This is a genomic window from Streptomyces sp. HNM0645 (assembly GCF_030056615.1).
Classification (GTDB): Bacteria; Actinomycetota; Actinomycetes; order Streptomycetales; family Streptomycetaceae; genus Streptomyces; species Streptomyces marianii.
On record NZ_JASHLT010000006.1, the window covers coordinates 120,123 to 144,855 of the forward strand.

The following is a 24,733-nucleotide window of genomic DNA, read 5'->3' on the forward strand; positions in this document are numbered from 1 at the left end:
TCCTTGAGCCTATTGCAGGCGCCGCGACCTGTGGGAATGTCACGACACGAGAACCACGCGGAATCGTCGGGCCATTTCGCTGCAGTCGTTTGATCACAAGAACTGGTTGCCTTTCCCCCTGAAGCGCGGCGTCCTCGTCGGGGCAACGAGTCCTGGCCCGCGCCACTCGGAGGGTGGTGAAAATGCGTACCGCACGTCTTCTCGCAGGAAGTGCCCTGGCCCTGGCCGCACTTGGCATCCCGGCTCCCGCGGCAGTCGCCGAAGGGTCCGAGGTCACGGTCAGTCCCGAGGTGGGATATCCCGGATCGACCATCACCGTCAGTACGTCTGGGGTGTGCGATCCGGCCGCGACCTACGCCAAGGGACAGGCGGAGATCGGAGGTCAGATCAATCTGACCGAGAGCGGCAGCGAAGGGGAACTGAAGGGCACGTTCACCGTTCCCGACAACGCGAAGGAAGGCACGTACAGCGTCACGGTCAAGTGCCCTCCCGGGGTCCGGGTCGAGTCCGAATTCGAGGTCGCCGGGCGTCCGAACGGTGCGGTGAGCGGTGGATTCGGCGGTGGCGGCGGGATGAACAGCACGGAGATGGCCATCGGGGCCGCGCTCGTTCTCACCGCGACGGCGGGCGGCGTCCTGACACTGCGGCGTCGTCACGGCAACGGTTCGGCGGTCTGAGCGTCCCCCGGCGTCGGCCGACGGGACCCGCCGCCTCCGTAACCGAGACCGGAGCCCGCACCACTATGGGACGCAAGCACCCCTCCCCCTTCACGTCGACCGGGGTCTTCTGCGTCATGCTGCTGGTCGGCGTCGGCTTGCTGATTCACGGGCTGCGCGGCGAGACGGCTCCCCAGCCGTCCGCCGCCCAGGCCTTCACCGCACCGGTGCCGGGCCCGGCGGTCTCCCACGTCCCGGCCGTCCCGCCACTTCTGGCCGCCCCGCGCGCCGCCGCGCCCAAGACCCCGCCCGGGTCCCGGCAGCGTTCCGTACCGGTGAGGCTGCGCATCCCCGCCATCCGTGTGGACACCCCGGTGATGAACCTCGCCCTGGGCAAGAACGGCGTGCTTGAGGTGCCGCCGGTCGACAAGGCCCAGATCGCGGGCTGGTACTCCAGAGGGCCGGCGCCGGGCGAGGTCGGCGCGGCCGTCGTGGCCGGGCATGTCGACACCCCCACCGGCCGCGCCGTCTTCTACCGGCTGGGCGCGCTCACCAAGGGCAGCGACATCCAGGTCACCCGGCTCGACGGGCGCACGGCGCACTTCTCCGTGGACGCCGTCGAGGTGTACTCGAAGCACTCCTTCCCCAGCAAGAAGGTGTATGCGGGCGCCGCTGTCCCCCAGTTGCGGGTGATCACGTGCGGCGGGGGCTACACCAAGAAGACGGGCTACCTCGGCAATCTCGTCGTCTACGCGACGCTCAAGCGCATGAGCTAGCCCTCCGCCCCGGAGCCCGGTGGCCGTGGCCGTGGCCGTGGCCGCATGATGGTGTCCTCACGCCGCAAGTACGCACCGGAGGGGCCGCCGTGATCGTCGTGCCGATGACAGCCGCGCACGCGGAGGAGGTCCTCGCCGTCTACCGGCTCGGCATCGACGAGGGCGACGCGACCTTCGAGACCCGCACTCCGGCCTGGGCCGAGTTCGACGCGGCCAGACTGACGGAGCATCGGTTCGTCGCCCTGCGGGACTCCGTGCAGACGCCGGCCACACCCCCGGCACGCCCGGAGGCCACGGGCGCCGCGGACACCAAGGGAGTCGCCGCCGCCCGTGTCGGACACGTGCTCGGCTGGGTCGCGGCGTCGGCCGTCTCCGACCGCTGCGCCTACGCGGGAGTCGTCGAGCACTCGGTGTACGTCCACCCCGCCGCCCGCGGCCGGGGGGTGGCCCGCGCCCTGCTGCAGCGGCTCGTCGCCTCGACCGAGGCGGCCGGCATCTGGACGATCCAGTCCGGCGTCTTCCCCGAGAACGAGGCCAGCCTCGCCCTCCACCGGAGCGTGGGCTTCCGGGTCATCGGCACGCGCGAACGGATCGGCCGCCACCACGGCGTGTGGCGGGACGTGGTCCTTCTGGAACGCCGCAGTCCCGTCATCCCCTGACCGGACGCGTCCGCGGCAGGACGGGTGCGCGGGGCCTGCGACGCAGCCCCTTCGGCCCACCGCTTCGGCCAACCGCCGGCGGCGGCCTCGCACCGGTCGGGAGGGGTTGGTGAGTACATGTCGCGGAGGTTGTCCACAGGCTGGGGGCGGGGCGAACGGATTGTGGGCGCGGCGGCGCAGAATGGTGGGCATGACTGAGATCACCGAATCCACGGCGTCCGACGCTCCCGCCGCCGTTCCCGCGGCCCCCGCCGGGGAGCGCACGGCGGCGTCCGCGGGCGGGCCCGCGGACATGCCGGCCTGGGAGCAGCGGTTCCGCGCGCCCCGGGTCTCGCTGCCCGACTGGGCGGAGGACGCCCCGGACCACGCCCTCTTCGTCTCGAACGCGACGGGGACGTACGAGCTGTACGCCTGGGACCGCGCCACCGGCGAACAGCGCCAGGCGACGCACCGGCCGAACGGGACGACGGACGGGATACTCACCCCGGACGGCGCATGGATCTGGTGGTTCTCGGACACGGACGGCGACGAGTTCGGCGTCTGGATGCGGCAGCCCTTCGGCGGCGGGCCGGACGAACCCGCCGCGCCGGGCCTCGCGCCCTCGTACAGCGCGGGCGTCGCCCTCGGCCGGGACGGCACGGCCGTGGTGGGCCGGTCCACGGACGAGGACGGGACGACGATCCACGTCGTGCGGCCCGGCGGGGCACCGGTGGAGATCTACCGGCACCGGGAGTCGGCGGGCGTCGGCGATCTGTCCCACGACGGGACACTGCTCGCGCTGGAGCACACCGAGCACGGCGACGCGATGCACTCGGCGCTGCGGGTCGTCCGGCTGGACGGCACGACGGTGTGCGAGCTGGACGACACCGAGGGCGGCTCGGTGGAGCTGGGGCTGGAGGTGCTCGGTTTCGCCCCGGTCCAGGGGGACACCCGGCTGCTGGTCGGCCACCAGCGGCGGGGGCGCTGGGAGCCCATGCTGTGGGACGTGGCGACGGGCGAGGAGACCGACCTCGCGATCGACCTGCCGGGCGATGTGAGCGCCGAGTGGTATCCGGACGGCTCCGCGCTGCTCGTCGCGCACAGCTTCGAGGCGCGCAGCGATCTGTGGCGGTTCGACCCGGCCACGCGCGAGCTGACCCGGGTGGAGACCCCGGCGGGGACGGTCTCGGGCGCGACGGCCAGGCCGGACGGGACGGTGGAGTACGTGTGGTCGTGCGCGGCGCAGCCGCCGAAGGTCCGCTCCACGACGGGCCGGGAAGTGCTGGATCCGCCGGGTATGAAGGCGCCCGGTTCGGTCGCTGTGGAGGACGTGTGGGTGGAGGGCCCCGGCGGCCGGATCCACGCGCTGGTGCAGCGGCCCGAGGGCGAGGGGCCCTTCCCCACCGTCTTCGACATACACGGCGGCCCGACCTGGCACGACAGCGACGCCTTCGCGGCCGCGCCGGCGGCGTGGGTGGACCACGGCTATGCGGTGATCCGGGTCAACTACCGGGGCTCGACCGGTTACGGGCGGGCGTGGACCGATGCCCTGAAGCACCGCGTCGGTCTGATCGAGTTGGAGGACATCGCGGCGGTCCGCGAATGGGCCGTGGCCTCCGGCGTGGCCGACCCGGCGAAGCTGGTGCTGTCGGGCGGCTCGTGGGGCGGCTACCTCACCCTGCTCGGACTCGGCACACAGCCCGGTTCCTGGGCCCTGGGCCTGGCGGCGGTGCCCGTCGCGGACTACGTCACGGCGTACCACGACGAGATGGAGGCCCTGAAGGCGATGGACCGCACACTGCTGGGCGGCACACCGGAGGAGGTCCCCGAGCGCTACGAGGCCTCGTCCCCGCTGACGTACGTGGACGCGGTCACGGCTCCGGTGTACATCTCGGCCGGGGTCAACGACCCGCGCTGCCCGATCCGCCAGGTGGAGAACTACGTGGACCGCCTCGCGGCCCGCGGCGCGGTCCACGAGGTGTACCGGTACGACGCGGGTCACGGCTCGCTGGTGGTGGAGGAGCGGATCAAGCAGGTACGGCTGGAGTTGGCCTTCGCCGAGCGGCACCTGCGGTAGCGGTGGCGCTTCACGGGCGCCACGGGTCCCGGCCGCCCACGGGTCCCGGAGGCCGCCCGAGCGGGCAGCCTCCGGGAGCGGCCGGGCGGGGCGCCAAACGGGACCCGGGAGAGGGGGAAAGCGGGGCGTTCCGTACCGTGGAGGTGTGTACCGGTTCCTGCTGACGCCCCGCTGGTGGGGGATCAATGTCTTCGTCGCGCTGGCGATCCCTTTCTGCATCTTCATGGGGACCTGGCAGCTCGGCCGGTTCGAGGACCGCGTCGACGCCCACCGGGCCGCCGAGCAGGGCCCGGAGCCGGGCGAGCGGGCCGCGGCACCGCTCGCGGAGCTGCTGCCCGTGGACAAGAACACCTCGGGGCGGCTCGCCACGGCCGCCGGCCGGTACGGCGAGCAGTTCCTCGTGCCTGGCCGGGAACTGGACGGCCGGCGCGGCTCGTACGTTCTGACGCTGCTCCACACCGACGACGGCAGGGCGCTGCCGGTGGTGCGGGGCTGGCTGCCCACCGGGGCGACGGCACCGGCCGCTCCCGCCGGTGAGGTGACGGTCACGGGAGCGCTGCAGGCGTCGGAGACGCAGGGCAGCGACGGGGTGCGCACCGCGGGCGGCCTGCCGAGCGGTCAGCTCGGCATCATCAGTGCCGCCTCGCTGGTGAACCTCGTCCCGGACGATGTGTACGACGCGTGGATCACGCTCACCGCGGCGCCGGACGGGATGCGTCCGGTGCCCGCGGCCGCGCCGCAGGGCAGCGGGCTCGACCTCAAGGCGTTCCAGAACCTCGGATACACGCTGGAGTGGTTCGCCTTCGCGGGCTTCGTGCTGTTCATGTGGTTCCGCTTCGTGCGCCGCGAGGCGGAGGCGGCCAAGGACCAGGCGCTCGGTCTCGACCCGGTGTGACGCGGCTCCACAGCACGGCGTGACCCGGCCTCCACGGGAGGAAGCGATGAGGTCCGGCAACTGCCCGGCTCACCCGGCGGCACGGCCGGTGAGCCGCCGGGTACCACCACGCCCCGCTAGGCGGGAAGGCCCTCCGGTCCGGCACGCGCCGTTGCACAGTGCATGGCGCACGCCGGTGACCGGTCAGCGCATCCACACCGGTGGACCGTCACCGGCCCACGCCGGGTCTCGACCGGCGTGCGGTCAGGACGGGTTGAGGACGCCCGTGCGGTAGATCGTGCCGGCGCACGCGTTGGAGATCGTGGCCTCCGCGTTCGGGCCGCCCGGCTCGGGGGTGTGCACCACCGAGATGCTGCCGTCCGCGACGGTCCCGTCGTCGAGCTGGGGCTCGGTGTTCGAAGCCGTGCCCGCGCCGTCGGTCGTGCCCGAAGTGCCGTCCGTGGGCGTGGGGTCGGGCGAGGCACCGGTCGTCGGACAGGTCTCCGAGGGGACGAAGGCGAACTTCACCTCGTACGACGCCTCGGGCTCGAGCACCACGGCGCTGACCTCCTGGGACGGGTCGGGCAGTCCGCTCGCCGCGTCCCCGGTGGTGTGCGTGACCACACTGATCTTCGTGGCGTCCGCGGCGCCCGCCGTACGGAAGCCCACCGCGCCCGCCGCCCCGATCGAGCACTCGCTCGGGGAGACGTTGGAAATGCGGAACGTGCCGTACACCTTGCCGTCGGCCTCGGCGGCGCCGGCCTGCGCCGCGCTCACACCGAGCTGGCCGGCTTCACAGGCGGGTGTGGAGGCGACGGCGCTGTCGGTCGGGGTGGTCCCCGTGCCGCCCGGGGTCCCCTCGGTCGCGGCGGCACCCGGGGTCGGCGACTGCTGGGGGGCGCTCGGCGCACCGGGGACGCTCGGCTGCCGCCCGGCGGGGTCGCCGTTCGCCGCCTGCCCGCCGTCGAGGCGGTCCTGCTCGCCGGTGCCGCCCTGGGCCTGCTCACCGTGCCCGGCGTTCACCGGGTGGTCGTCGAGACCGCCCGAGCTCGCCACGTGGACGAAGGCGGGGACGGCGGTGCCGAGCAGGATCACGGACGCCGCAAGGCCGACCACGGCCTGGCGCTTGCGTGCGCGCCGCGCCGGCACGGCCCGGCGCAGATGCTCCAGCGCACCGTCGGTGGGTTCGAGGGCGCCGACGGTGTCGTGGAGGAGCCGCCGCAGGGCCGGTTCGTCCTGGTCCTCCGGGGCCTCGTGGCCGGTCCCGGCCGACGTCGGTCCGTCCCGGCCGGGTCCGTCCTGGCCCGGTCCGCCCAGCAGGTCACGGAGCAGGCGGTCCCGGCCCGGCAGGTCGTCGGCGGGGGTGTCCGCGCCGGCGGGCAGGTCGCCCCGGGTTGCCTCACCCCCGAGCCCCTGCTCGCCCGTTCCGTTCTGCGGCCCGTCGTTCACAGTCTCTTTCCCAGTCCGGTCGTTCAACGGCCCGTCCGGCCCGTAAAGCTCAGTCGTGTGCTTCCCGTCCGGTGCTTCACCACCGGATGTGCCCCGCGTGGCGCCCTTCCCTCGGAGCTCGTCCCGCGGGGCGTTCTCGCGGCCGTGCTCGTGCCCGCGTCCGTGCCTGGTCATGCCGTGGCCTCCATGGCAACGCGCAAGGCCGCGATGCCCCGTGAGCCGTAGGCCTTCACCGAGCCCAGCGATATGCCGAGCGTCTCGGCGACCTGGGCCTCCGTCATGTCGGCGAAGTAGCGGAGCACCAGCACCTCGCGCTGCCGCCGCTGGAGGCCCTTCATGGCCTTGATGAGCGCGTCCCGCTCCAGCTGGTCGTACGCGCCCTCCTCCGCGCTCGCCATGTCGGGCATCGGCTTGGAGAGCAGCTTCAGCCCGAGGATCCGCCGGCGCAGCGCGGACCGGGACAGGTTGACGACCGTCTGCCGCAGATAGGCGAGGGTCTTCTCCGGGTCACGGACGCGGCGGCGCGCCGAGTGGACGCGGATGAACGCCTCCTGGACGACGTCCTCGCAGGACGCGGTGTCGTCCAGCAGCAGGGCCGCGAGACCGAGCAGCGACCGGTAGTGGGCGCGGTAGGTCTCGGTGAGATGGTCGACCGTGGTGCCCGCGGCCACCGCATCCTCAGCACTGTCGCGCTGGGACGGTATGGGGGCAGAGTGTGCAGCCGGCATGGGAGCGATCACCGGCATCCCGCCACCGGTGCCCCTGCCGGGGACCGGCGAAGGGCGGGGACCCCGGAGCGGGAGCACCGTGATGCCGCGTGCCGGAGCCCTGCCGGCGCCCCGGATCGGGGGCGGACCCGGGGGCCGGGCCGGAGCGAACGCCCTGCCGCGGACCGGGGCCACCGCGGTGATGTCGAGTACCTCTGCCACGCCTGTTGGACTTGCCGACCCCCCTCAGGGTTGTACGCGCACACCATCGCCCGTGACGACGCACCGTATACCCTCATGCGCTCCCGATCTTCCCCAATGCCCCATTTGTCATGGCTTATCGCGGCACCGCGAAGGGGCGACCGCATAGACGCTCCCCGCACAGCAACCGGTTGCACAGTGGCGCAAATGCATCGTCGGACATGCCATCACCCCAGTTCAAGGGGCACGTCCCGGTTGTTTGATCACAGGGGGTTCACAGATCCTACAAAGAAGCACCGACACTCTGCTCAGAATTCGCGGGCGATCGCCTCTGCCAACTGAGCGGTGTTCAGGGCGGCACCCTTGCGGAGGTTGTCCCCGCAGACGAAGAGATCCAGGGCCCTCGGGTCGTCCATGGCCCGCCGGACGCGCCCGACCCAGGTCGGATCGGTGCCCACCACATCGGCGGGCGTGGGGAATTCACCGGCCTCGGGGTCGTCGAAGAGCACCACGCCCGGCGCCGTGGCGAGGATGTCGTGGGCGCGCTCGACGGAGACCTCGTGCTCGAAACGCGCGTGCACCGAGACCGAGTGGGCCGTGACGACCGGCACACGCACACAGGTCGCGGAGACCCGGAGTTCGGGCAGATCCAGGAGCTTGCGGGTCTCGGCCCGGATCGCGAGTTCCTCGGAGGACCAGCCGTAGCCCTCCAGCGCCCCGGACCAGGGGACCACGTTCAGCGCCGTGGGCGCGGGGAACGGGCCGAGTCCGTCGCCGACCGCCCGGCGCACATCGCCGGGACCGGTGCCCAGTTCGGTGTCCGCGACCAGTGCGAGCTGGGTGCGGAGCGCCTCGACACCGCACTGTCCGGCACCGCTGACCGCCTGGAGGGCGGAGACCACGAGTTCGTCCACGCAGAACTCGGCGTGCAGCGCGCCCACGGTGACGATCATCGCCAGGGTGGTGCAGCCCGGACTCGCGACGATGCCGCGCGGCCGGAGCCGCACGGCATGCGGATTGATCTCGGGTACGACGAGAGGGACGTCGGGATCCAGCCGGAAGGCTGCCGAGTTGTCCACGACCACCGCCCCCTTGGCGGCGGCGACCGGCGCCCACTGGGCGGCGACCGGGGCCGGCACCAGGAACAGCGCCACGTCGACCCCCGTCAGCGCCGCCTCGGAGAGGGCTACGACCTCGGTCTCCTCGCCGCGGACGGCCAGCTTGCGGCCGGCCGAACGCGGTGAGGCGACCAGGCGTATCTCGCCCCAGACGTCCGCGCGCTGGGACACGATCTGGAGCATCACCGCGCCGACGGCCCCGGTCGCGCCCACGACCGCCAGCGTCGGCTTGCGGTTCATCGCGCGACCACCGTCGCGCGCCGAGCTGTCACCGGCCGGTGCCTCCGTAGACGACGGCCTCGTCGGAGTCGCTGTCGAGGCCGAAGGCGGTGTGGACGGCCCGGACGGCCTCCTTGACATCGTCGGCGCGGGTCACGACCGAGATCCGGATCTCGGAGGTGGAGATCAGCTCGATGTTCACGCCGGCGTCGGACAGCGCCTCGAAGAAGGAGGCGGTGACACCCGGGTTGGTCTTCATGCCCGCGCCGACGAGCGAGATCTTGGCGATCTGGTCGTCGTAGCGCAGCGACTCGAAACCGATGGCGCTCTTGGTCTTCTCGAGCGCGTCGATCGCCTTGCGGCCCTCGGTCTTCGGGAGGGTGAAGGAGATGTCGGTGAGGCCCGTGGACGCGGCGGAGACGTTCTGCACCACCATGTCGATATTGATCTCGTTGTCCGCGATGGTGCGGAAGATTGCGGCGGCCTCGCCCGGCTTGTCCGGGACGCCGACGACGGTGATCTTCGCCTCGGAGGTGTCGTGGGCGACTCCGGAGATGATGGCCTGCTCCACCTTGCGGGCTCCTTGCTCGGCGTGCGGTTCGTTGCTGACCCAGGTGCCCCGCAGCCCCGAGAAGGACGAGCGGACGTGGATCGGGATGTTGTAGCGGCGTGCGTACTCCACGCACCGGTGCAGGAGCACCTTGGAACCGGAGCTCGCGAGCTCCAGCATGTCCTCGAACGAGATCCAGTCGATCTTGCGGGCCTTCTTCACCACGCGCGGGTCGGCGGTGAAGACGCCGTCGACGTCGGTGTAGATCTCGCAGACCTCGGCGTCCAGCGCCGCGGCCAGCGCGACGGCGGTGGTGTCCGAGCCGCCCCGACCGAGGGTGGTGATGTCCTTCTTGTCCTGGGACACTCCCTGGAAGCCGGCGACGATGGCGATGTTGCCCTCGTCCAGCGCCGTCCGGATCCGCCCCGGCGTGACATCGATGATGCGCGCCTTGTTGTGGACCGAGTCGGTGATCACGCCGGCCTGGCTGCCGGTGAACGACTGGGCCTCGTGGCCCAGGTTTTTGATCGCCATCGCCAGCAGGGCCATGGAGATCCGCTCTCCGGCGGTCAGCAGCATGTCGAACTCGCGGCCGGCAGGGATCGGGGATACCTGCTCGGCGAGATCGATCAACTCGTCCGTCGTGTCACCCATCGCCGAGACCACGACGACCACCTGGTGGCCGTTCTTCTTGGCATCGACGATCCGCTTGGCGACCCGCTTGATGCCCTCGGCATCGGCTACGGAGGAGCCTCCGTACTTCTGCACGACAAGGCCCACGTGCGCTCCTCGCTCGGTCTCTGGCCGCAGTCATCACTGCGGTCTGCGTCAGTTTAACGAGCAGCCCGGAATCGCCGCCGCCGTATCACATCGCGAGATGTCCCGCTCACGTCGTGATCACCGGCAAGGCCGGGCTGCCCGAGGATGCATCTGCCCAAGGCCTCACGGGGTACGCGGTTCTGTGGGCGGCGTCACATGTTCGCGCGTGCTCCGGCGGTGCCGGCCGCGGGTCCGCGCAGGCGCAACCCGGGGGTCGGCGCAGGCTTCTGGAAGGTAGGCGCCGACCGGCCCCCGGTGGCGACGGTGCACACCCCGTACCGGCGGGCGGGTACCCGCCCCCTCGGGCGAGGGGAAGCGGGGAGGGGCCGGATCACTGGGCCGCGGGAGCCTTCCGCAACCCGAGCGGCCTCGCGATCTCCTCCGCCATCACGCGCCCCGCCTCCTCGGCGAGGTCGTCCTCGGCGAGGTCCTCGTCGGTGTCCAGCCCGTCCAGTTCCTGCAGCGGCTGGTCGAGGCGCACATGGGAGACCAGGGACTGCAGTGCGCGCAGCGTCGCCGAGGCGGTCGGGCCCCAGTTGGAGAAGTAGGAGAACTGCCACCACCACAGCGCCTCGGTCGTGCGGCCCGCGCGGTAGTGGGCGAGGCCGTGGCGCAGATCGGTGACGATGTCCGCGAGGTTGTCGGAGATCCGGAACGGCACCGGTGCCTTGCGGGGCTCGTAGGGGTCGAAGACCTCGGAGAAGACGTCGACCGGGTCGAGGAGCCGGGCGAACCGCTCGCGCAGGTCGTCGACGTCCACGTCCGGTCCGGTGTCCGTCTCGTAGCGCTCCTCGGGGACGATGTCCTCGTGGGCGCCCAGCCGGCCGCCCGCGAGCAGCAGCTGGGAGACCTCCAGCAGCAGGAACGGCACGGCGCTGTCCGGCTCGTCGCCCCGCGCCACCTCGGTGGTGGCCACGATGAAACTCTCGATCGAGTCGGCGATCTGGACCGCGAAGTCGTCCGGGTCCTGCGTGACGGAGTGCAGCGTTGCGTCAGACATCGAGAAGTCGTCTCCCCTCGAAGGCACGCCCGAGCGTGACCTCGTCGGCGTATTCCAGATCGCCGCCAACGGGAAGCCCGCTGGCGAGACGCGTCACCTTCAGCCCCATGGGCTTGACCATGCGCGCCAGGTACGTGGCGGTCGCCTCGCCCTCGAGATTGGGGTCGGTCGCCAGGATCAGCTCGGTGACCGTGCCGTCCGCAAGCCTCGCGAGAAGCTCGCGGATGCGCAGGTCGTCCGGGCCGACGCCTTCGATCGGGCTGATCGCGCCGCCCAGTACGTGGTAGCGACCGCGGAACTCCCGGGTCCGCTCGATCGCGACGACGTCCTTGGGCTCTTCGACCACGCAGATGACCGCCGGGTCGCGGCGCGCGTCCCGGCAGATGGTGCACTGCTCCTGCTGCGCGACGTTCCCGCACACCGCGCAGAAGCGGACCTTGTCCTTCACCTCGAGCAGCGCGTGCGCGAGGCGCCGGACGTCGGCCGGCTCGGCCTGGAGGATGTGGAAGGCGATCCGCTGCGCGCTCTTGGGACCGACGCCGGGCAGCCTGCCCAGTTCGTCGATGAGGTCCTGAACCACGCCTTCGTACAACGGAACGCCTCTCTCGGAATTACTTCGACGGTTACGGTAGTTGGTCCGGTCCGACCAGGGTCAAGACCGACGCGAAAGGGCGTCAGAAGGAGAGCCCGGGGATCCCGCCGCCGCCGAGTCCCTGAGCGAGCGGACCGAGCTTCTGCTGCTGCAGCTGCTGTGCGTTCTCGTTCGCGGCCTGGACGGCGGCGACGACGAGGTCGGCGAGGGTCTCGGTGTCGTCCGGGTCGACCGCCCCGGGGTCGATGACGAGGCCGCGCAGCTCGCCGGAGCCGGTGACGGTCGCCTTCACGAGACCACCGCCCGCCTGGCCTTCGACCTCGGTCGCCGCCAGCTCCTCCTGCGCACGGGCGAGGTCCTGCTGCATCTTCTGGGCCTGCTGAAGCAACTGCTGCATATTGGGCTGGCCACCACCGGGAATCACGGTCACTCCTGGCATTTCGACGTCGATTGTTCGGTAAACCGAGCCTACGTGGTCGGGGGACGGCATGCCCCGCCCAGTGGGCACCGACTCTTTCGAGTGACTTCCGCGGGAGAAGGCACGTCCTTCGCCTACCGGATCAGGACGCTCGTGCGGGCGGATTTACCGGGATTCCGCTCCCCCGGCCCACCGTTCGGCGGTAGGAAGAACCTGCGCACCAGAACCCCACGTACACCGCACGTCACGCAGGGTTGGCACGACTGCGCCCGAGGCCGCGTACCGACGTCGTCCGCAGTCGCCGCCGCAGTCACGCACAGCCGCAGTCACGCACAGCCGCAGTCACGCACCCGTAGTCACGCAGAGCGCAGAGGAGTGCCCCGGTGAGTCAGCCGGAGATGCAGCCTGGGGGGTCGGCCCGGGAGGAGGACGGGGCCGGGGTCCCGGAGAACGGCGGCGCCCCGGACTCCGGAAGCATCCCGCGCCGCGACCACGACCGCGACCGCGACCTGGCCGGCCGGCCGTTCCCGCTCGGCGACTGGGGCGAGCCGGCGGAGCGCCTCGACGAGCTGTACCGCTGGGTGGAGGCCAACGCGCTGCGGACCGCGGACTGGTATCTGGCCGACCGGGTACGCAAACGACGCGCCGCTCGTGCGCTGCGCGCCGGCACGGCCCTGGGCGTGGTAGCGGGGGCCGCGCTGCCCCTCCTGGACCTGACGGGGACGCTGACCGGCGCGGCGGGCTGGGGGTACCTGTCGCTGCTGCTGGGCGCCGCCTGCGTGGCCTGCGACCGGTACTTCGGCCTGACCTCGGGCTGGACGAGGGACATGGCCGCGGCACAGGCGGTGCACCGCAGACTCCAGGGCCTTCAGTTCGACTGGGCATCCGAGAGCGTCCGCGAGGTCCTCGGACCCACGGAGGGCACGGCGAGCGAGGCGGCGGAGCGGTGTCTCACCGTGCTGCGCCGCTTCTCGGAGGATCTGACGGAACTGGTCCGCGCCGAGACGGCCGACTGGATGCTGGAGTTCCGGGCCGGTCCGGCCCCGCTGCTGATGCAGTCGGCACCGGTGCCGTCGCGCCCCGACCACAGCCACCCGTCGGGCCGCTTCCCCCTGCCGCACCCGCCCACCCGGCCGAACATGCCGAGGCAGCGCCCGCCGGAGGCGCGGTAGCCGGTCCGGCCTCCAACTCGGCCTGCAGGCAATCGGTCTGGTCGTCGCTGAGCTGACAGGGAAAGCCACCAGGCCCCTTCGAGGCCAGGGCTGATCTGCCGCCGTCCCGCCAGGCCGCGTGCCAGGCGTAGGCCGACTTCCGCGACACCCGTAACCGGCGGGCCACCTCCGGCGGCCGCACCCCTTGCTCGAACATCTCCACGGCATCGAAACGCACCGCCTCACGCTTCGCCCGCCCCGCGGCGGTCAGACCGCCGCCATCCGCGTACCTCATGACGAGGATGTAGCACCGCCAACGCCCCCTGTCACCCCACCCTTTCAACCTCAGCGTCAAACACCCCAGAAGCCCCGCCGGATCCCGGCGGGGCTTCCCATTCGTGCTCGGAAGTAGATCCGATCAGATTCTATGACATGACTATTCGATCCACCTCTGGGAGCGAAGTCGGGGGTTCATCGCCATACCAGGCGTATTCAAGGCCGGACAACATGCCCGTTTCAGTCCAGAGAATGATTTCGCCAATAAGCTCACCCCCCTCGTCAATAACCGTGCAAGTTACCGGCACAACCCCATCCGAGATAGGAGCAGGAGGCGCGTCATCCGTGACTCGCAAGTCAACACTTGCAGAATTGGATCCCCACAGGGCCACCACCCAAACCCGATCAAGCTGATGGCGGAGCTCTGCCGCTCCAGGGAAATCCAGTTGCAGGATCTGCTCCGCTACTGCCCGCTCCTTAGTGGTCAGCGGGCGCGGTTCAACGGGAACCCGCATCACTTGCCTCCAGGGAACTTATCGGGGTTGAACGCCGTGCCGATTCTCGGAACGCCGTTTACGACAGCTCCTCGAATAGTCACGTTCTCACCATCAATGACTCGACCCACTTCAAATCGCCCCGCTGCCGGAAGGTCGCTTACATCTCCCAGACTGTCCACGATACGTCGCATTGCCTGCTCGCGGCCGCCAGAACGAGCGACTAGGTCAGCGAAGCCATGCTTCTCCGGGTCGATAACATGCTCCAGCTTTGCTGGCGTACTCGCCGACTTGTAGGTCTCGTCCAGGATTTTCGGACAGAGTCCACCCGAATTGTGTACGAGGACCGGAGTCTGCCCCGCCAGCACATAGTACGTGTGAACGTCCGCAACAGTGAGGTTGTACGTGTCCTGATAAGCACCGTAAGTGCGGGTCGCCGTTATGGAGACCGTGGCGCCGTCGTCGGTGCGCAGCGTCATGCCCGGCTCGAGGTCCCCGGCGTCGAGCCAGGCCTGCTCCGATTCGGACCAGAAGGGATGGTGGTCCGTCGTGGCGACGATCTCTGCGCCGTCTTCCGTGGAGACCGTCAGGTCCACGTAGGACTTGTCGTCCTCCGTCAGGATCGTGGCGGTGACCGTCTTGAGTGCCGTCTGCCCTGATACGGGGTCGGTGGCAACAACCTTGTCGCCGACTTCCAGATCCTCGATGGGCTTGGTCTCGCCATCCTCCATCAGGACTTCGGTGCCCGCGACGAAGCTGTGCTTGCGAGCGCTGCAGGGAGGCGCGGACATGATCCAGTCAAGGAACTTGCCGCCCTTACGGCTGGCAGCAATGCCGTCTCCGAGCACGGGGACCAGGGCGACCAGGCTCCAGCCGGCCTCGCTCCAGTTGCCCTCCGTGGCATAGAGGACGGCGTTGCCGACGTCAGCGGCGGCTCCGAGCCCGGGAGTGAAGCCGGCCGCGTCGAGGGCGCGATGGGCCTCGGCCCTGTTCCAGTCCCTCTCCTGCTTCGGAACCCACTGGCAGCCGACGCCGTCCTTTCGGCTGGCGCACTTCATCTGCTCCTGCTGGATCCTGACGTGTCTCTCGTTGACGCCGCCGCCGTACCTGGTCTTGACCGTGACCGTGGTGCGCCTGTTGTTGCCCGTCGAGATCTGCGTCTTCGTGGAGTTGTAGATCCATGTGCCGTTGGGGCCCATGGTCATGTAGTCCCTGGTGTAGCCGCCCTTTCCATCGCTGCAGCCGCGCTCACAGTCAGTGATCGGACGCAATCCCGTTGGGTCGGAGTACGACACCGGGCTGCCGTTGGCGTACGTGTATCCGTTCATCTGCATCGGGTCGGTCATGTCGATGAGCGGGTCGGCGCTGATGAAGCGGCCGGTGGTGGAGTCGTACTCGCGGGCGCCGATGTGGGTCAGGCCCGTGGCGGGGTCGTCGATGCCGACGCCCAGGTAGGTGTGGCGGTCGGGCCAGTTGGCAGGCTCGGTGCCGCGGGGGTTGCCGTACGGGTCGTACTTGCGGCGCAGGATTCCCTGGCCGGCGGTCTGGTTGACCGAGTTCGTGGCCGTGTTGTGGTGGTCGGTGAGCAGGACGGTCAGACTGTGGCCCGTGGTCTTGCCGCCCGTGCTGCGGACCGTGGTCGGGGTGCCCGGGTGGCTGTAGTAGCGGCGGGCGTCCATGGCCTGACCGGAGGTGTTGACGGTGATCTCGGCTTCGCCGAGGTAGAGGGTGCGGGTGGTGCCGTCGTCCTCGATCAGGCGGTTGCCCGAGGCGTCGTACAGGTACGTGACGTTGGGTGTGCCGTTGTTGTCCGTGTCGACCGACGTGAGCTTGTTGCGGCGGTCCCACGTCAGGGCCTGGGTGTCACCGCCGATCACCCGCTGGGTGGTGTTGCCGAAGCTGTCGTAGGCGTAGGTCTGCTGCGAGTCCACCGTCGAGCCGGGCTCGCGCACGGTCGACTCGACCTTGGTGAGGGTGTGGGGCTGGACCGTGGGTGCGGGCTGGGAGCCGCCGATGGTGGTGCCGTGGGTATAGGTGTGGACGTCGTCCAGGTCCGCGTCGGCGAGGTCGTGGACGGTCATCCGCGTGCGGTTGCCGATCGCGTCGAACGCGTACGACTGCCAGTAGCCGCCGCCGTCGATGCCCGGGGACACCTCGGCGCGGTCGGGGCCCGAGCCCTGGGCGCCCGAGGCGGCCGGGCAGCCCGTGGTGCCCGTCCAGGCGTGGACCAGGCGGCCCATCGGGTCGTAGGCGAAGCACTGGCGGTCCACGCGTGACGACGACTGGGTGTCGGTGATCGAGGTGATGTTGCCGACGGTGTCGTAGCCGTACGTCAGTGCCGAGATCCGGGACGGGTTGAGCGTCTCGCGGTCCGTGACCGACTGGTGGATGCGGCCGGTGTTGGCGTTGTAGATGTTGGTCGTCCACACACGCCGCGGCGCCTCCCCGGAGACCGTGCGCAGCACCTCTCCGTAGGGGCTGTAGCGGGTGTCGGCCGTGTACCAGGCGAGTCCCGACGTGGTGACCGGTGCACCCTCGCCGTCGTAGCGGGTGATCACCTTCTCCGCCGCCAGACCACCGGGCGTCGCCGGAAGCTGGACCGACTGGAGCCTGCCCGTCTCGGTGTAGGAGTGGGTGTAGGCGTAGGTGCCCGCCAGGCCCGTCGTCACAGACGTCGACGGGATCGTGGTCTTCGAGCCCGTCGGCCGGTACTCGCTGTCGTAACCGGTCACCTCGCTCGTGAACGCGGCACCGTTGTGATAGCGGGTGGAGGCGACCGGGTGGCCCTTGGCTCCCGGCAGCGAGTCGAACGTCCACTTGGCCACGAGGGACCCGGTCGGTGAATCGTCGCGGAGCTCGGTCTGCCGGCCGAGGACGTCGTAGACCGTGTGCTGCTCGCGGCCCTGGCCGTCCTTCGACCAGACCCGCTGGTCGAGGGCGTTGTAGCCGAACGTCGCCGATCCCATGTCCGGGTCCGTCGACGCCGTCAGCCGGCCGCGCGCGTCGTAGGTGTACGTCCAGTCGTTGCCCTCGGCGTCCGTGACCTGGGCGAGCTTGCCGCGCGGGTCGTACACGTACGAGGTGTCGGTCACGGTCGTGAGGTCGGTCGCGGTGAAGTGCTGGATCAGGGAGGTCCGGCCCAGCGCGTCCGTCCAGGTCTTCGCCGCGCGGCTGCCCGACAGCGGCGTCGTGCCGTCGGCCGACATGCCCGTGCGGGTCAGCGTCCAGTCACCGGAGTACTGGACCGTGGCCGAGTGCTGCGGCACGTCCTCGTGGAGCGTCGTCGTGCGGATCGCCCGGCCGAGGCCGTCGTACGCCGTCTCCGTGGAGTTCGGCACCTCGAACACGGTTTCCGGGAAGAAGAGCAGCGCCTCCGGCTCGCCCTCCGCGAGGTAGCCGTTGTTGGTCTGGCGGACCGTGCCGCCCGCGTTGTACAGGGTGTCGGTGACGATCCGGCCGCCGCCGAGCGCCTCCGCCTGGGTCTGGCGCGGCCGCAGCAGACCGTCGTAGATCGCGACCGTGTCCTCGTACGTGCCGTTGTCGCGCAGGGTGCGGGTGGTGACGGCCGGCGGCTTGTTGTCCGCGATCTGGTACGTGAAGAGTGCCGACGCGCTGTCCGTGCCCTGGGTGCGCGTCGGGGACCAGACACCGGTGACTCGACCGAGGTTGTCGTAACTGCTGGTGGTCTTGCGGCCGTTGGGGTCGGTGACGGACAGCACGGTGCCGCGGGCGGGGTCCGAGTCCGAAGTGGAGGTGTGTCCCAACGCGTTGGTCGCCGTGACCTCGAAGGCCGGCCCGGTGACGGGGCTGTAGGCGGTGGTGGTGGAGTTGCCCGCGGCATCGGTGACCTTGGTGACGCGGCCCAGCGCGTCGTACGTCGTCCGCTGGGAGGTGACCCAGCCGGTTCCGGCGGCGTCGACCGTGTCGGCCTGGAACGGCAGGCCCTTGACCGGGTTGGTGCCGAAGGCACCCAGCGCGTCGTACGAGGTGCGGACGTCGGAGACGACCTGGTCGCCGGTCGCGGAAGCGGCCGCGGCGCAGTCGCCCACCGTCGTGCGGGACCGCTCGGGCAGACCGATCAGGTGCTTGCCGATGTTGTGGACGTACGAGGTCGTCGCGCATGTCCGGTCGCCCGTGGTCCAGCCGCCCGAGCCGTCGGGGGTGAGGCTGCGGGTGTACGTGGTGACCGGGAGGTCGTGGGTGGACTCGTACGTCGTCGTCGCCCGTACCGTCCGGGTGGCACCACCGCTGACCGTCTGGATCGAGTCCGTCCGGGTCGTGCCCGTGCGGTACGCCTCCAGCGCGGGCAGGCCCTCCCGCGCCCGGGAGGCGGTCTTCCTGCTGTACGGCCAGGTCAGTTCGCGCGCGACGACGCTGCCGCCAGCCTTGGTGTAGGTGATGGTCTCCGCGACCCGGCCCTGGTGGGCCGGCAGATCCTCGCCCAGGGTCTCGGTGCCCGTGGAGTCCTTCACGGTGACCGCGGTGCGGCCGGCGTCGCCGGACATGCCGCGGAAGTAGCGGGTACGGGTCTGGGACTGCTCGGTCGCGTCGGACTCGCCCGCGTTGGCGGTGACGCCCTTTTTCACGACCACGCCGGCGTAGCCGCGCCACTGGTCGTACGTGCGCAGCTCCGACTTGGTGAACTCGTCGGTGCCCTTGGCCCAGGCGGCGCCGCCCTCGTAGGTGTACTCGGTGACCACGTCGGGCTGCCGCGCGACCCGGTCCTTCTCGGTGACGCTGTCGACGACGTACTTGTTGAACCACTCCAGCGGCGGTGTCTCCAGGTCCGGGTCGGGCGACCAGTGGACCGGGAAGCAACGGGAGGTATTGGCGGAGGGTGCGGGGTGGGTCGTGCCGACGGGGCACGGGTCGGAGTAGTCGACGTGTATCTCGGCACCCGTCTCCGTGCGGATGGTCTCCACCCGCAGTCGGTCGAAGTCCGGGGTCTGGTCGGTGGTTCCCTTCGCGACACGGTTGGGCATGTCGACCTACGTCTACCCCGGAGACGGATACGGCGGCTTCGACGTCGGGCAACGCCGGGAGATGCTGCTCCCGGGCGGCGCCCCGGCCCCCGGGACGCTCACCCAGATCCTGTCCGTCGGTGACGCCACCGGCGACGGACGCCCCGACCTGCTCGCCACGGCCGGCAGCGGCCTGTGGGCCTTCACCGGGTACACGGGGTCGAGTTTCAGCGCCGTCACCCAGCTCAGCGGGGACGACTGGTCGCAGCGGGATCTCGTGCAGGTCGACGACGTAAGGGGCGGCGCCGGGCTGGATCTCGTCTACCGGACCGACAGCACCGGCAGGATCTACCTCCGGCAGGGCAAGCTCGCCGGCGCCGGTACCGATCTGTCCTCGTTCGCCGTGCAGACGGCCGCCGAGGGCGGGGTCGACTTCCTCTACGGCAGCGCGGGATGGCACTCGGACGACGTGCCGTTCGTCCTGGGCACGCCCGATGTGACCGGCGACGGAGTACCCGACGTCTGGGCCGTACGTTCGGACGGCAACGCCTCGGTGTACCTCGGGAGCGGCACCGTCCGGCTCAGTTCCACCGCGATGTTCAACGTCATCAACACCAGTGTCGGGACCAGCTGGAGCGGTCACACCGCCATCGGCTGACCCGCCGTACGCGAAGAGGGCGGCCCGCGCACACGGTGCGCGGGCCGCCCTCACGTGCGCGGGGCGCCGTCCGGCGACTCCCTCCTGGTGCGGACGGGGTCGCGGACACGCGGTCAGCTGAAGATGATCATCGAGCCCTGGCCCAGGCTCCGGGTCGCCGCCGCGTGCAGCCCCAGCCAGACATGGCGTTCACGGGCGAACGGGCTGTCGTCGTAGGGGATGGGGCCCGCCGGCTCCTCCAGGGAGGTGGGGCGGGTGGGCGGGGCCGGGGCGGACGGGGGGTTGGCGGGGTCGATGCCGATGGACGGGGCCACGTACTCGAGTTCGCGCAGCAGGCCCTGGGAGGAGCCCAGCGGGCCGCCGCCGGCGAGGAGTTCCTCGTTGGACAGGGGCTCGGGGAAGTCGACGGGAACGTAGGCACCGGCGTGGTCGTAGTGCCACACCAGATGGGACTGCTGGGCCGTGGACTCGAACATCTCCAGCAGCTGCTCGTAGTCGCCGCCCAGCTCGTCGACGGGCGTCACCGCCAGCCCGCAGAGCTGGAGGAGGTACGCCCGGCGCAGGAAGTGCAGGGCGTCGTAGTCGAAGCCGGCGACCGGGGCGACGTCGCCCGAGAGGCCCGGCATGTAGGCGAAGACGGGAACGTTGGGCAGACCGGCCTCGGTGAGGGCCTTGTCGTACGAGGCGATCTCCTCGGCGAAGGGGTTGTCGGGGCTGTGGCACAGCACATCGACGAGGGGGACCAGCCAGAGGTCACAGGCCAAGACGGGCTCGCTCTCCATCGGAGTCGTAGCAGGTTGTGCGATGGTCGGGACAGCGTAGTGCTACTAGCACATCGCGCACAGTCAGCCGTCGCCGACGACGGCCCGGCCCGGGTGGCGGCACCGGTCCGGGGGTCTGCAGGTCACATACCCATCCTCGGCCGGTCCGCGCGGTCCCGGGGCCCGCGAGTTCCCGCCGGTGCCCGGCCCCCGGACGGCGGGTGCTCCGAGGGCGGGTCCTCCGAGGGCGCCGCTGCCGCCGCCGGGAGTCCCCCGCCGGTGACACTTCCGGCCGCTCAGAGTGCCCTGCCCGCGCCCGTACCGCCGGTCCGGGTCGCCCGTGCGTTCCGCCGTCCCCACCGGGGCCGCGATCCCCGCCGGTTCCGCCGTTCTCACTCCGCACGCCGCTCCAGGCGCTCCGCCCAGCGCAGGGCGAGGTCGTCGTCCACCGCGATCAGTGCCCGGGCGCCCGTGGCGTCGCCGCCGGTGATCGCGTCGACGAGCTGCTCGTGGCCGCTCCACAGCCAGTCCCCGAACTCGGGATCGGCCCGGAGCCGGGGCACGGCGAAGACCCAGGACTGCACGCGGAGCCGGTCGAGGAACCCGGCGATGTAGCGGTTGGTGACGAGGGCGCCCAGCTCACGCCAGAACCGCAGGTCGTAGCCGATGAGGACGGTCAGGTCCCCGCAGCGGGCGGCCCGTGCCGCCTCCTCCGCCCGGCGGCGGACGGAGACCAGGGCCGCGCCCGTCGCCGGCTGCGCACGGGGGGCGCCGCCCTCGCGGAAGATGCCGTCCATGATGAGCGAGCGGGCCTCGATCATGCCGCGGAAGTCCTCGACGGAGAAGCGGTGCACCTGGAAGCCGCGGTGCTGGTTGGAGTCGAGCAGGCCCTGTCCCGCGAGGTCGACGAGGGCCTCGCGGACGGGCGTGGCGGAGACGCCGTACTGCTCGGCGATCTGCTTGACCGTGAACTCCTGTCCGGGAAGCAGCCGTCCGGCCAGCACTTCGTCCCGCAACGCGCCGGCGATCTGCTGCCGCAGGGTGTTGCGGGTGACAGCTCCGCTCGCGGGCATGATGTCGGTCCCCTCCGTCCGGTTGCGGACACCCTAAGCCCCGCGACGGCCCCGCCCCGGCCCGCCCCACGTCGTCCCGGGGCCCGCCCCGGACGCACCGCGCCTCCCGGGCCCCGCGCGAGCCCGACCGCTCGGGCGCGGCCCCGGGTCCCGGACCCGTCCGCCCCGGACGGGCCGCCCGGTGCCCGCCGCCCCGGTCCCGGCGGAGGGTAAAGGCCCCCGGCCCCGGCGCAGGCGGAAGGGCCGAGGCAACCCGGCCCCGGCCCCGTGACGGGGCGCACGGGGCCGGGGCGCGTCGGACGGCGTGTCCTGTCGGCCGCCGCGTCAGACGGTGTGCTCGTCGGCGACGGTGAGGGCGGCGTCGAGGGCGGCGAGGCCCTCCTTGGCCTCGGCCTCGGTGATGTTGCAGGCGGGGACGGCGTGGGTGCGGTTCATGTTGATGAAGGGCCACAGGCCGTTCTTCTTGCAGGCCGCGCCGAAGGCGGCCATCGGGGCGGCCGCTTCGCCGGTCGCGTTGTAGGGCACCAGCGGTTCCCGGGTGTCCCGGTTGCGCACCAGGTCCAGGGCCCAGAACGCGCCGAGGCCGCGCACCTCGCCGACGGAGGGATGACGTTCGGCGAGCTCGCGCAGGCCGGGGCCGAGGACGTGCTCGCCGATGCGGGCGGCGTGCTCGACGACCTGCTCGTCCTCCATCGCCCGGATCGTGGCGACGGCGGCGGCGCAGGCGAGCGGGTGGCCGGAGTAGGTGAGGCCGCCGGGGTAGGGGCGCTTGTCGAAGGTCGCCGCGATCTCGGCGGAGATGGCGACGCCGCCGAGCGGCACGTAGCCGGAGTTCACGCCCTTGGCGAAGGTCATCAGGTCGGGCACGACGTCGTAGTGCTGGGCGGCGAACCAGGCACCGGTGCGTCCGAAGCCCGCCATGACCTCGTCGAGGACGAACACGATGCCGTACCGGTCGCAGATCTCGCGGACGCCGGCGAGGTAGCCGGGCGGCGGGGTCATGATGCCCGCGGTGCCGGGGACGGTCTCCAGCACGATGGCCGCGACGGTCTGCGGGCCCTCGAAGGCGATCGTGTCCTCCAGGTGCTGCAGCGCCCGCGCGCACTCCTCCGCCTCGGTGGAGGCGTAGAACGGCGACCGGTACAGGAACGGCGCCCAGAAGTGGACGACACCTGCGGAGGCGGTGTCGGAGGCCCAGCGGCGCGGGTCCCCGGTGAGGTTGATCGCGGTGGAGGTGGCGCCGTGGTAGGAGCGGTACGCGGCGAGGACCTTCGCCCGGCCGGTGTGCAGCCGGGCCATGCGCACCGCGTTCTCGACCGCCTCGGCGCCGCCGCTGGTGAAGAAGATCTTGTCCAGGTCGCCGGGGGTGCGCTCGGCTATCAGGCGGGCGGCTTCGGACCGGACGTCGACGGCGAACGCCGGGGCGAAGGTGGCCAGCCGGCCGGCCTGTTCCTGGATCGCCTCGACGACCCTCGGGTGCTGGTAGCCGATGTTGGTGTAGACGAGGCCGCTGGTGAAGTCGAGGTAGCGGTTGCCGTCGTAGTCCCAGAAGTACGAACCCTCCGCGCCGGCCACGGCGAGCGGGTCGATCAGGCCCTGGGCGGACCACGAATGGAAGACGTGGGCACGGTCGGCAGCCTTCACGGCCGCGCCGGCCTGCGGGTCGGGTTCGACATGAGGGGTCATACGGCCAGGTTAAGGAGGCGCGGCTCGGAGCCGACATGGCCACCTTGTATGGCCTCGGCCACTTTCATGGGCAAGGTGTCGCGGCACGGGAACACGACCCGGGGCGCTTGACAGCACGCTGTCGTTATGACAGTCTACTGTCATCGGGGAATTCCTACCGCAGGGCCAGGGAGGCCGGCATGACCGCCGACACGTCATCCGCCAGCAGCACCACCGCCGTCGCCGATACCGCGCCGGCCGGGCGGGCGGTCCACGTCGCCGTCTACGACACGTTCGCCGACTGGGAGACGGGGCACGCGACCGCCTGGCTCGCCCGCACCGGCCACACCGTGCGCACGGTCGGCCCCGACACGGACAGGCCGGTCACCACGATCGGCGGTCTGCGCATCCAGCCCGACCTGGGCCTCGACACCCTGCGGCCCGAGGACAGCGAGCTGCTCATCCTCACCGGGGCCGACCTGTGGGACACGGACGACGAGCTGGCGCCGTTCGCCCGCAAGGCGCGGGAGTTCCTGGACGCGGGGGTGCCCGTCGCCGCGATCTGCGGCGCCACGGCCGGGCTGGCCCGCGAGGGACTGCTGGACGACCGGAAGCACACCAGCGCCGTCTCGTTCTACCTGGCCGCCACGGGCTACGAGGGCGGCGACTACTACGTCGACTCCGACGCCGTGACCGACGGCGACCTGATCACCGCCGGCCCGACCGAACCGGTGGCGTTCGCCCGCGAAGTGCTCGGCAGGCTCGGGGCGTTCGAGGACGGCAAGCTCGACGCCTGGTACCGGCTGTTCCACGACTCCGACCCGGAGGCGTTCGAGGAGCTCAACGCATGACGGGCGGCAGACGCGACGGTGCGGGCCACGGCCCGCACCGCGCACCGGCCCGTACGGACCACGAGCGGATCCGGGCGCCTCGGGGGCCCGACGCCGCCCCGATACCCGGACCGGCGCAGGCACCGGGCGGCAGCCCGGACCATGGACCGCGCAACGGGCCGGACCACGGAACGGCCGTCGCACCCGCCCGGGAGCCGGCTTCGAAGCGGTCGGCCCGGGAGAGGCAGGAGATGCTCAGCACCGCCGCCATCAGCGTCTTCCGGCTCAACGGACAGTTCCTGGGCGTCGCGGAGGAGTTGGCCCGCCCGGCCGGGCTGACCTCCGCCTGGTGGCAGGTCCTCGGTGCCGTGCTGCCCGAGCCTCTCCCGGTTGCCGGTATCGCCCGTGCCATGGGCATCACCCGGCAGAGCGTGCAGCGGATCGCGGACCTGCTCGTCGGCAAGGGCCTCGCCGAGTACGTACCGAACCCGGCGCACCGCCGCGCCAAGCTGCTCCGGCCCACCGACGAGGGCAGGGCCGCGATCGACAGGATCAACCCGGGGCACGCCGAGTTCGCGGGGCGTCTCGCGGACCGGCTCGGCGACGAGCAGTTCACGGAGACGGTACGGGTGCTGGAGCGGCTCTCCGCCGCGATGGAGGCGCTGGCATCCGACGGGCGGCAGGAGACCGCGGGCGGGGACGGGCCCGCGGGGGCGAGCCGCTGACGCGCCCTCCGCCCCCGAGAGGACCCGCTCCCCGAGGGGCGCCCG

General features: G+C 71.4%; 20 protein-coding genes and 1 pseudogene. 9 read left to right on the forward strand and 12 right to left on the reverse strand.

Translation table 11 applies throughout. From position 1 onward, the window contains the following. Positions 1-182: 182 nt before the first annotated feature. The 5 genes from QMZ92_RS05500 to QMZ92_RS05520 all read left to right on the forward strand — a co-directional run bounded on the left by QMZ92_RS05500 (position 183) and on the right by QMZ92_RS05520 (position 5,042). On the forward strand, positions 183-677 hold the full coding sequence (locus tag QMZ92_RS05500) for a hypothetical protein (protein WP_283296097.1): 495 nt from the start codon (positions 183-185) through the stop codon (positions 675-677). A gap of 65 nt (positions 678-742) precedes the next feature. Continuing rightward, positions 743-1,432, forward strand: coding sequence for a class F sortase (locus QMZ92_RS05505; protein ID WP_283296098.1), 690 nt, complete (start codon positions 743-745; stop codon positions 1,430-1,432). A 104-nt stretch (positions 1,433-1,536) separates the two neighbouring features. Continuing rightward, positions 1,537-2,091, forward strand: coding sequence for a GNAT family N-acetyltransferase (locus QMZ92_RS05510; RefSeq protein ID WP_283296099.1), 555 nt, complete (start codon positions 1,537-1,539; stop codon positions 2,089-2,091). Between the two features lie 181 nt (positions 2,092-2,272). Beyond that, entirely contained in the window at positions 2,273-4,147 is a 1,875-nt protein-coding gene (locus tag QMZ92_RS05515; protein ID WP_502961994.1) for a S9 family peptidase, read from the forward strand. A gap of 145 nt (positions 4,148-4,292) precedes the next feature. Beyond that, complete coding sequence (locus QMZ92_RS05520) at positions 4,293-5,042, forward strand: SURF1 family protein (RefSeq protein ID WP_283296100.1); 750 nt, start codon at positions 4,293-4,295, stop codon at positions 5,040-5,042. A 243-nt stretch (positions 5,043-5,285) separates the two neighbouring features. Here QMZ92_RS05520 and QMZ92_RS05525 read toward each other — a convergent pair whose 3' ends face one another. The 7 genes from QMZ92_RS05525 to QMZ92_RS05555 form a co-directional block, all read right to left on the reverse strand. Further along, complete coding sequence (locus tag QMZ92_RS05525; RefSeq protein ID WP_283296101.1) at positions 5,286-6,470, reverse strand: hypothetical protein; 1,185 nt, start codon at positions 6,468-6,470, stop codon at positions 5,286-5,288. Between the two features lie 170 nt (positions 6,471-6,640). Then, positions 6,641-7,399, reverse strand: a complete 759-nt coding sequence (locus QMZ92_RS05530; protein WP_283296102.1) for a SigE family RNA polymerase sigma factor — start codon at positions 7,397-7,399, stop codon at positions 6,641-6,643. Positions 7,400-7,686: 287 nt separating this feature from the next. Continuing rightward, a complete protein-coding gene (locus tag QMZ92_RS05535; RefSeq protein WP_283296103.1) occupies positions 7,687-8,736 on the reverse strand; it encodes an aspartate-semialdehyde dehydrogenase in 1,050 nt (349 codons plus the stop codon). A 28-nt stretch (positions 8,737-8,764) separates the two neighbouring features. Further along, a complete protein-coding gene (locus QMZ92_RS05540) occupies positions 8,765-10,045 on the reverse strand; it encodes an aspartate kinase (RefSeq protein ID WP_269729218.1) in 1,281 nt (426 codons plus the stop codon). Between the two features lie 370 nt (positions 10,046-10,415). Beyond that, positions 10,416-11,084 (reverse strand): DUF5063 domain-containing protein, encoded by a 669-nt coding sequence (locus tag QMZ92_RS05545; RefSeq protein ID WP_283296104.1) that lies wholly within the window; start codon positions 11,082-11,084, stop codon positions 10,416-10,418. After that, entirely contained in the window at positions 11,077-11,676 is a 600-nt protein-coding gene (gene recR / locus QMZ92_RS05550; protein WP_283296105.1) for a recombination mediator RecR, read from the reverse strand. Before recR ends, QMZ92_RS05545 begins: the two co-directional genes overlap by 8 nt. An 82-nt stretch (positions 11,677-11,758) precedes the next feature. Continuing rightward, a complete protein-coding gene (locus QMZ92_RS05555; RefSeq protein ID WP_283296163.1) occupies positions 11,759-12,100 on the reverse strand; it encodes a YbaB/EbfC family nucleoid-associated protein in 342 nt (113 codons plus the stop codon). Positions 12,101-12,477: 377 nt separating this feature from the next. On the opposite strand from QMZ92_RS05555, the gene QMZ92_RS05560 reads away from it, so the two are divergent. Continuing rightward, entirely contained in the window at positions 12,478-13,266 is a 789-nt protein-coding gene (locus QMZ92_RS05560; RefSeq protein WP_283296106.1) for an SLATT domain-containing protein, read from the forward strand. Here the strand turns inward: QMZ92_RS05560 and QMZ92_RS36280 are convergent. Together QMZ92_RS36280 and QMZ92_RS05570 are read right to left on the reverse strand one after the other, a co-directional pair. Beyond that, a pseudogene (locus tag QMZ92_RS36280) lies at positions 13,265-13,540 on the reverse strand (helix-turn-helix domain-containing protein); the annotation flags it as partial. The gene QMZ92_RS05560 and the pseudogene QMZ92_RS36280 overlap by 2 nt on opposite strands. A 495-nt stretch (positions 13,541-14,035) precedes the next feature. Continuing rightward, a complete protein-coding gene (locus QMZ92_RS05570; RefSeq protein ID WP_283296107.1) occupies positions 14,036-18,997 on the reverse strand; it encodes a polymorphic toxin-type HINT domain-containing protein in 4,962 nt (1,653 codons plus the stop codon). Between QMZ92_RS05570 and QMZ92_RS05575 the strand changes: the two genes are divergently transcribed. Further along, on the forward strand, positions 18,996-19,634 hold the full coding sequence (locus QMZ92_RS05575) for a hypothetical protein (RefSeq protein ID WP_283296108.1): 639 nt from the start codon (positions 18,996-18,998) through the stop codon (positions 19,632-19,634). The genes QMZ92_RS05570 and QMZ92_RS05575 overlap by 2 nt on opposite strands. A gap of 113 nt (positions 19,635-19,747) precedes the next feature. On the opposite strand, the gene QMZ92_RS05580 is transcribed toward QMZ92_RS05575, so the two are convergent. From QMZ92_RS05580 to QMZ92_RS05590, 3 genes are all read right to left on the reverse strand, one after another. Next, complete coding sequence (locus tag QMZ92_RS05580) at positions 19,748-20,398, reverse strand: putative DNA-mimic protein (protein WP_283296109.1); 651 nt, start codon at positions 20,396-20,398, stop codon at positions 19,748-19,750. Positions 20,399-20,787: 389 nt separating this feature from the next. Next, a complete protein-coding gene (locus QMZ92_RS05585; protein ID WP_283296110.1) occupies positions 20,788-21,468 on the reverse strand; it encodes a GntR family transcriptional regulator in 681 nt (226 codons plus the stop codon). Between the two features lie 324 nt (positions 21,469-21,792). Further along, complete coding sequence (locus tag QMZ92_RS05590) at positions 21,793-23,154, reverse strand: aspartate aminotransferase family protein (RefSeq protein ID WP_283296111.1); 1,362 nt, start codon at positions 23,152-23,154, stop codon at positions 21,793-21,795. Between the two features lie 179 nt (positions 23,155-23,333). Between QMZ92_RS05590 and QMZ92_RS05595 the strand changes: the two genes are divergently transcribed. Both QMZ92_RS05595 and QMZ92_RS05600 read left to right on the forward strand, forming a co-directional pair. Further along, on the forward strand, positions 23,334-23,984 hold the full coding sequence (locus QMZ92_RS05595) for a DJ-1/PfpI family protein (RefSeq protein WP_283296112.1): 651 nt from the start codon (positions 23,334-23,336) through the stop codon (positions 23,982-23,984). A gap of 230 nt (positions 23,985-24,214) precedes the next feature. After that, positions 24,215-24,688, forward strand: a complete 474-nt coding sequence (locus QMZ92_RS05600; RefSeq protein WP_283296113.1) for a MarR family winged helix-turn-helix transcriptional regulator — start codon at positions 24,215-24,217, stop codon at positions 24,686-24,688. The last annotated feature ends 45 nt before the right edge of the window (positions 24,689-24,733 follow it).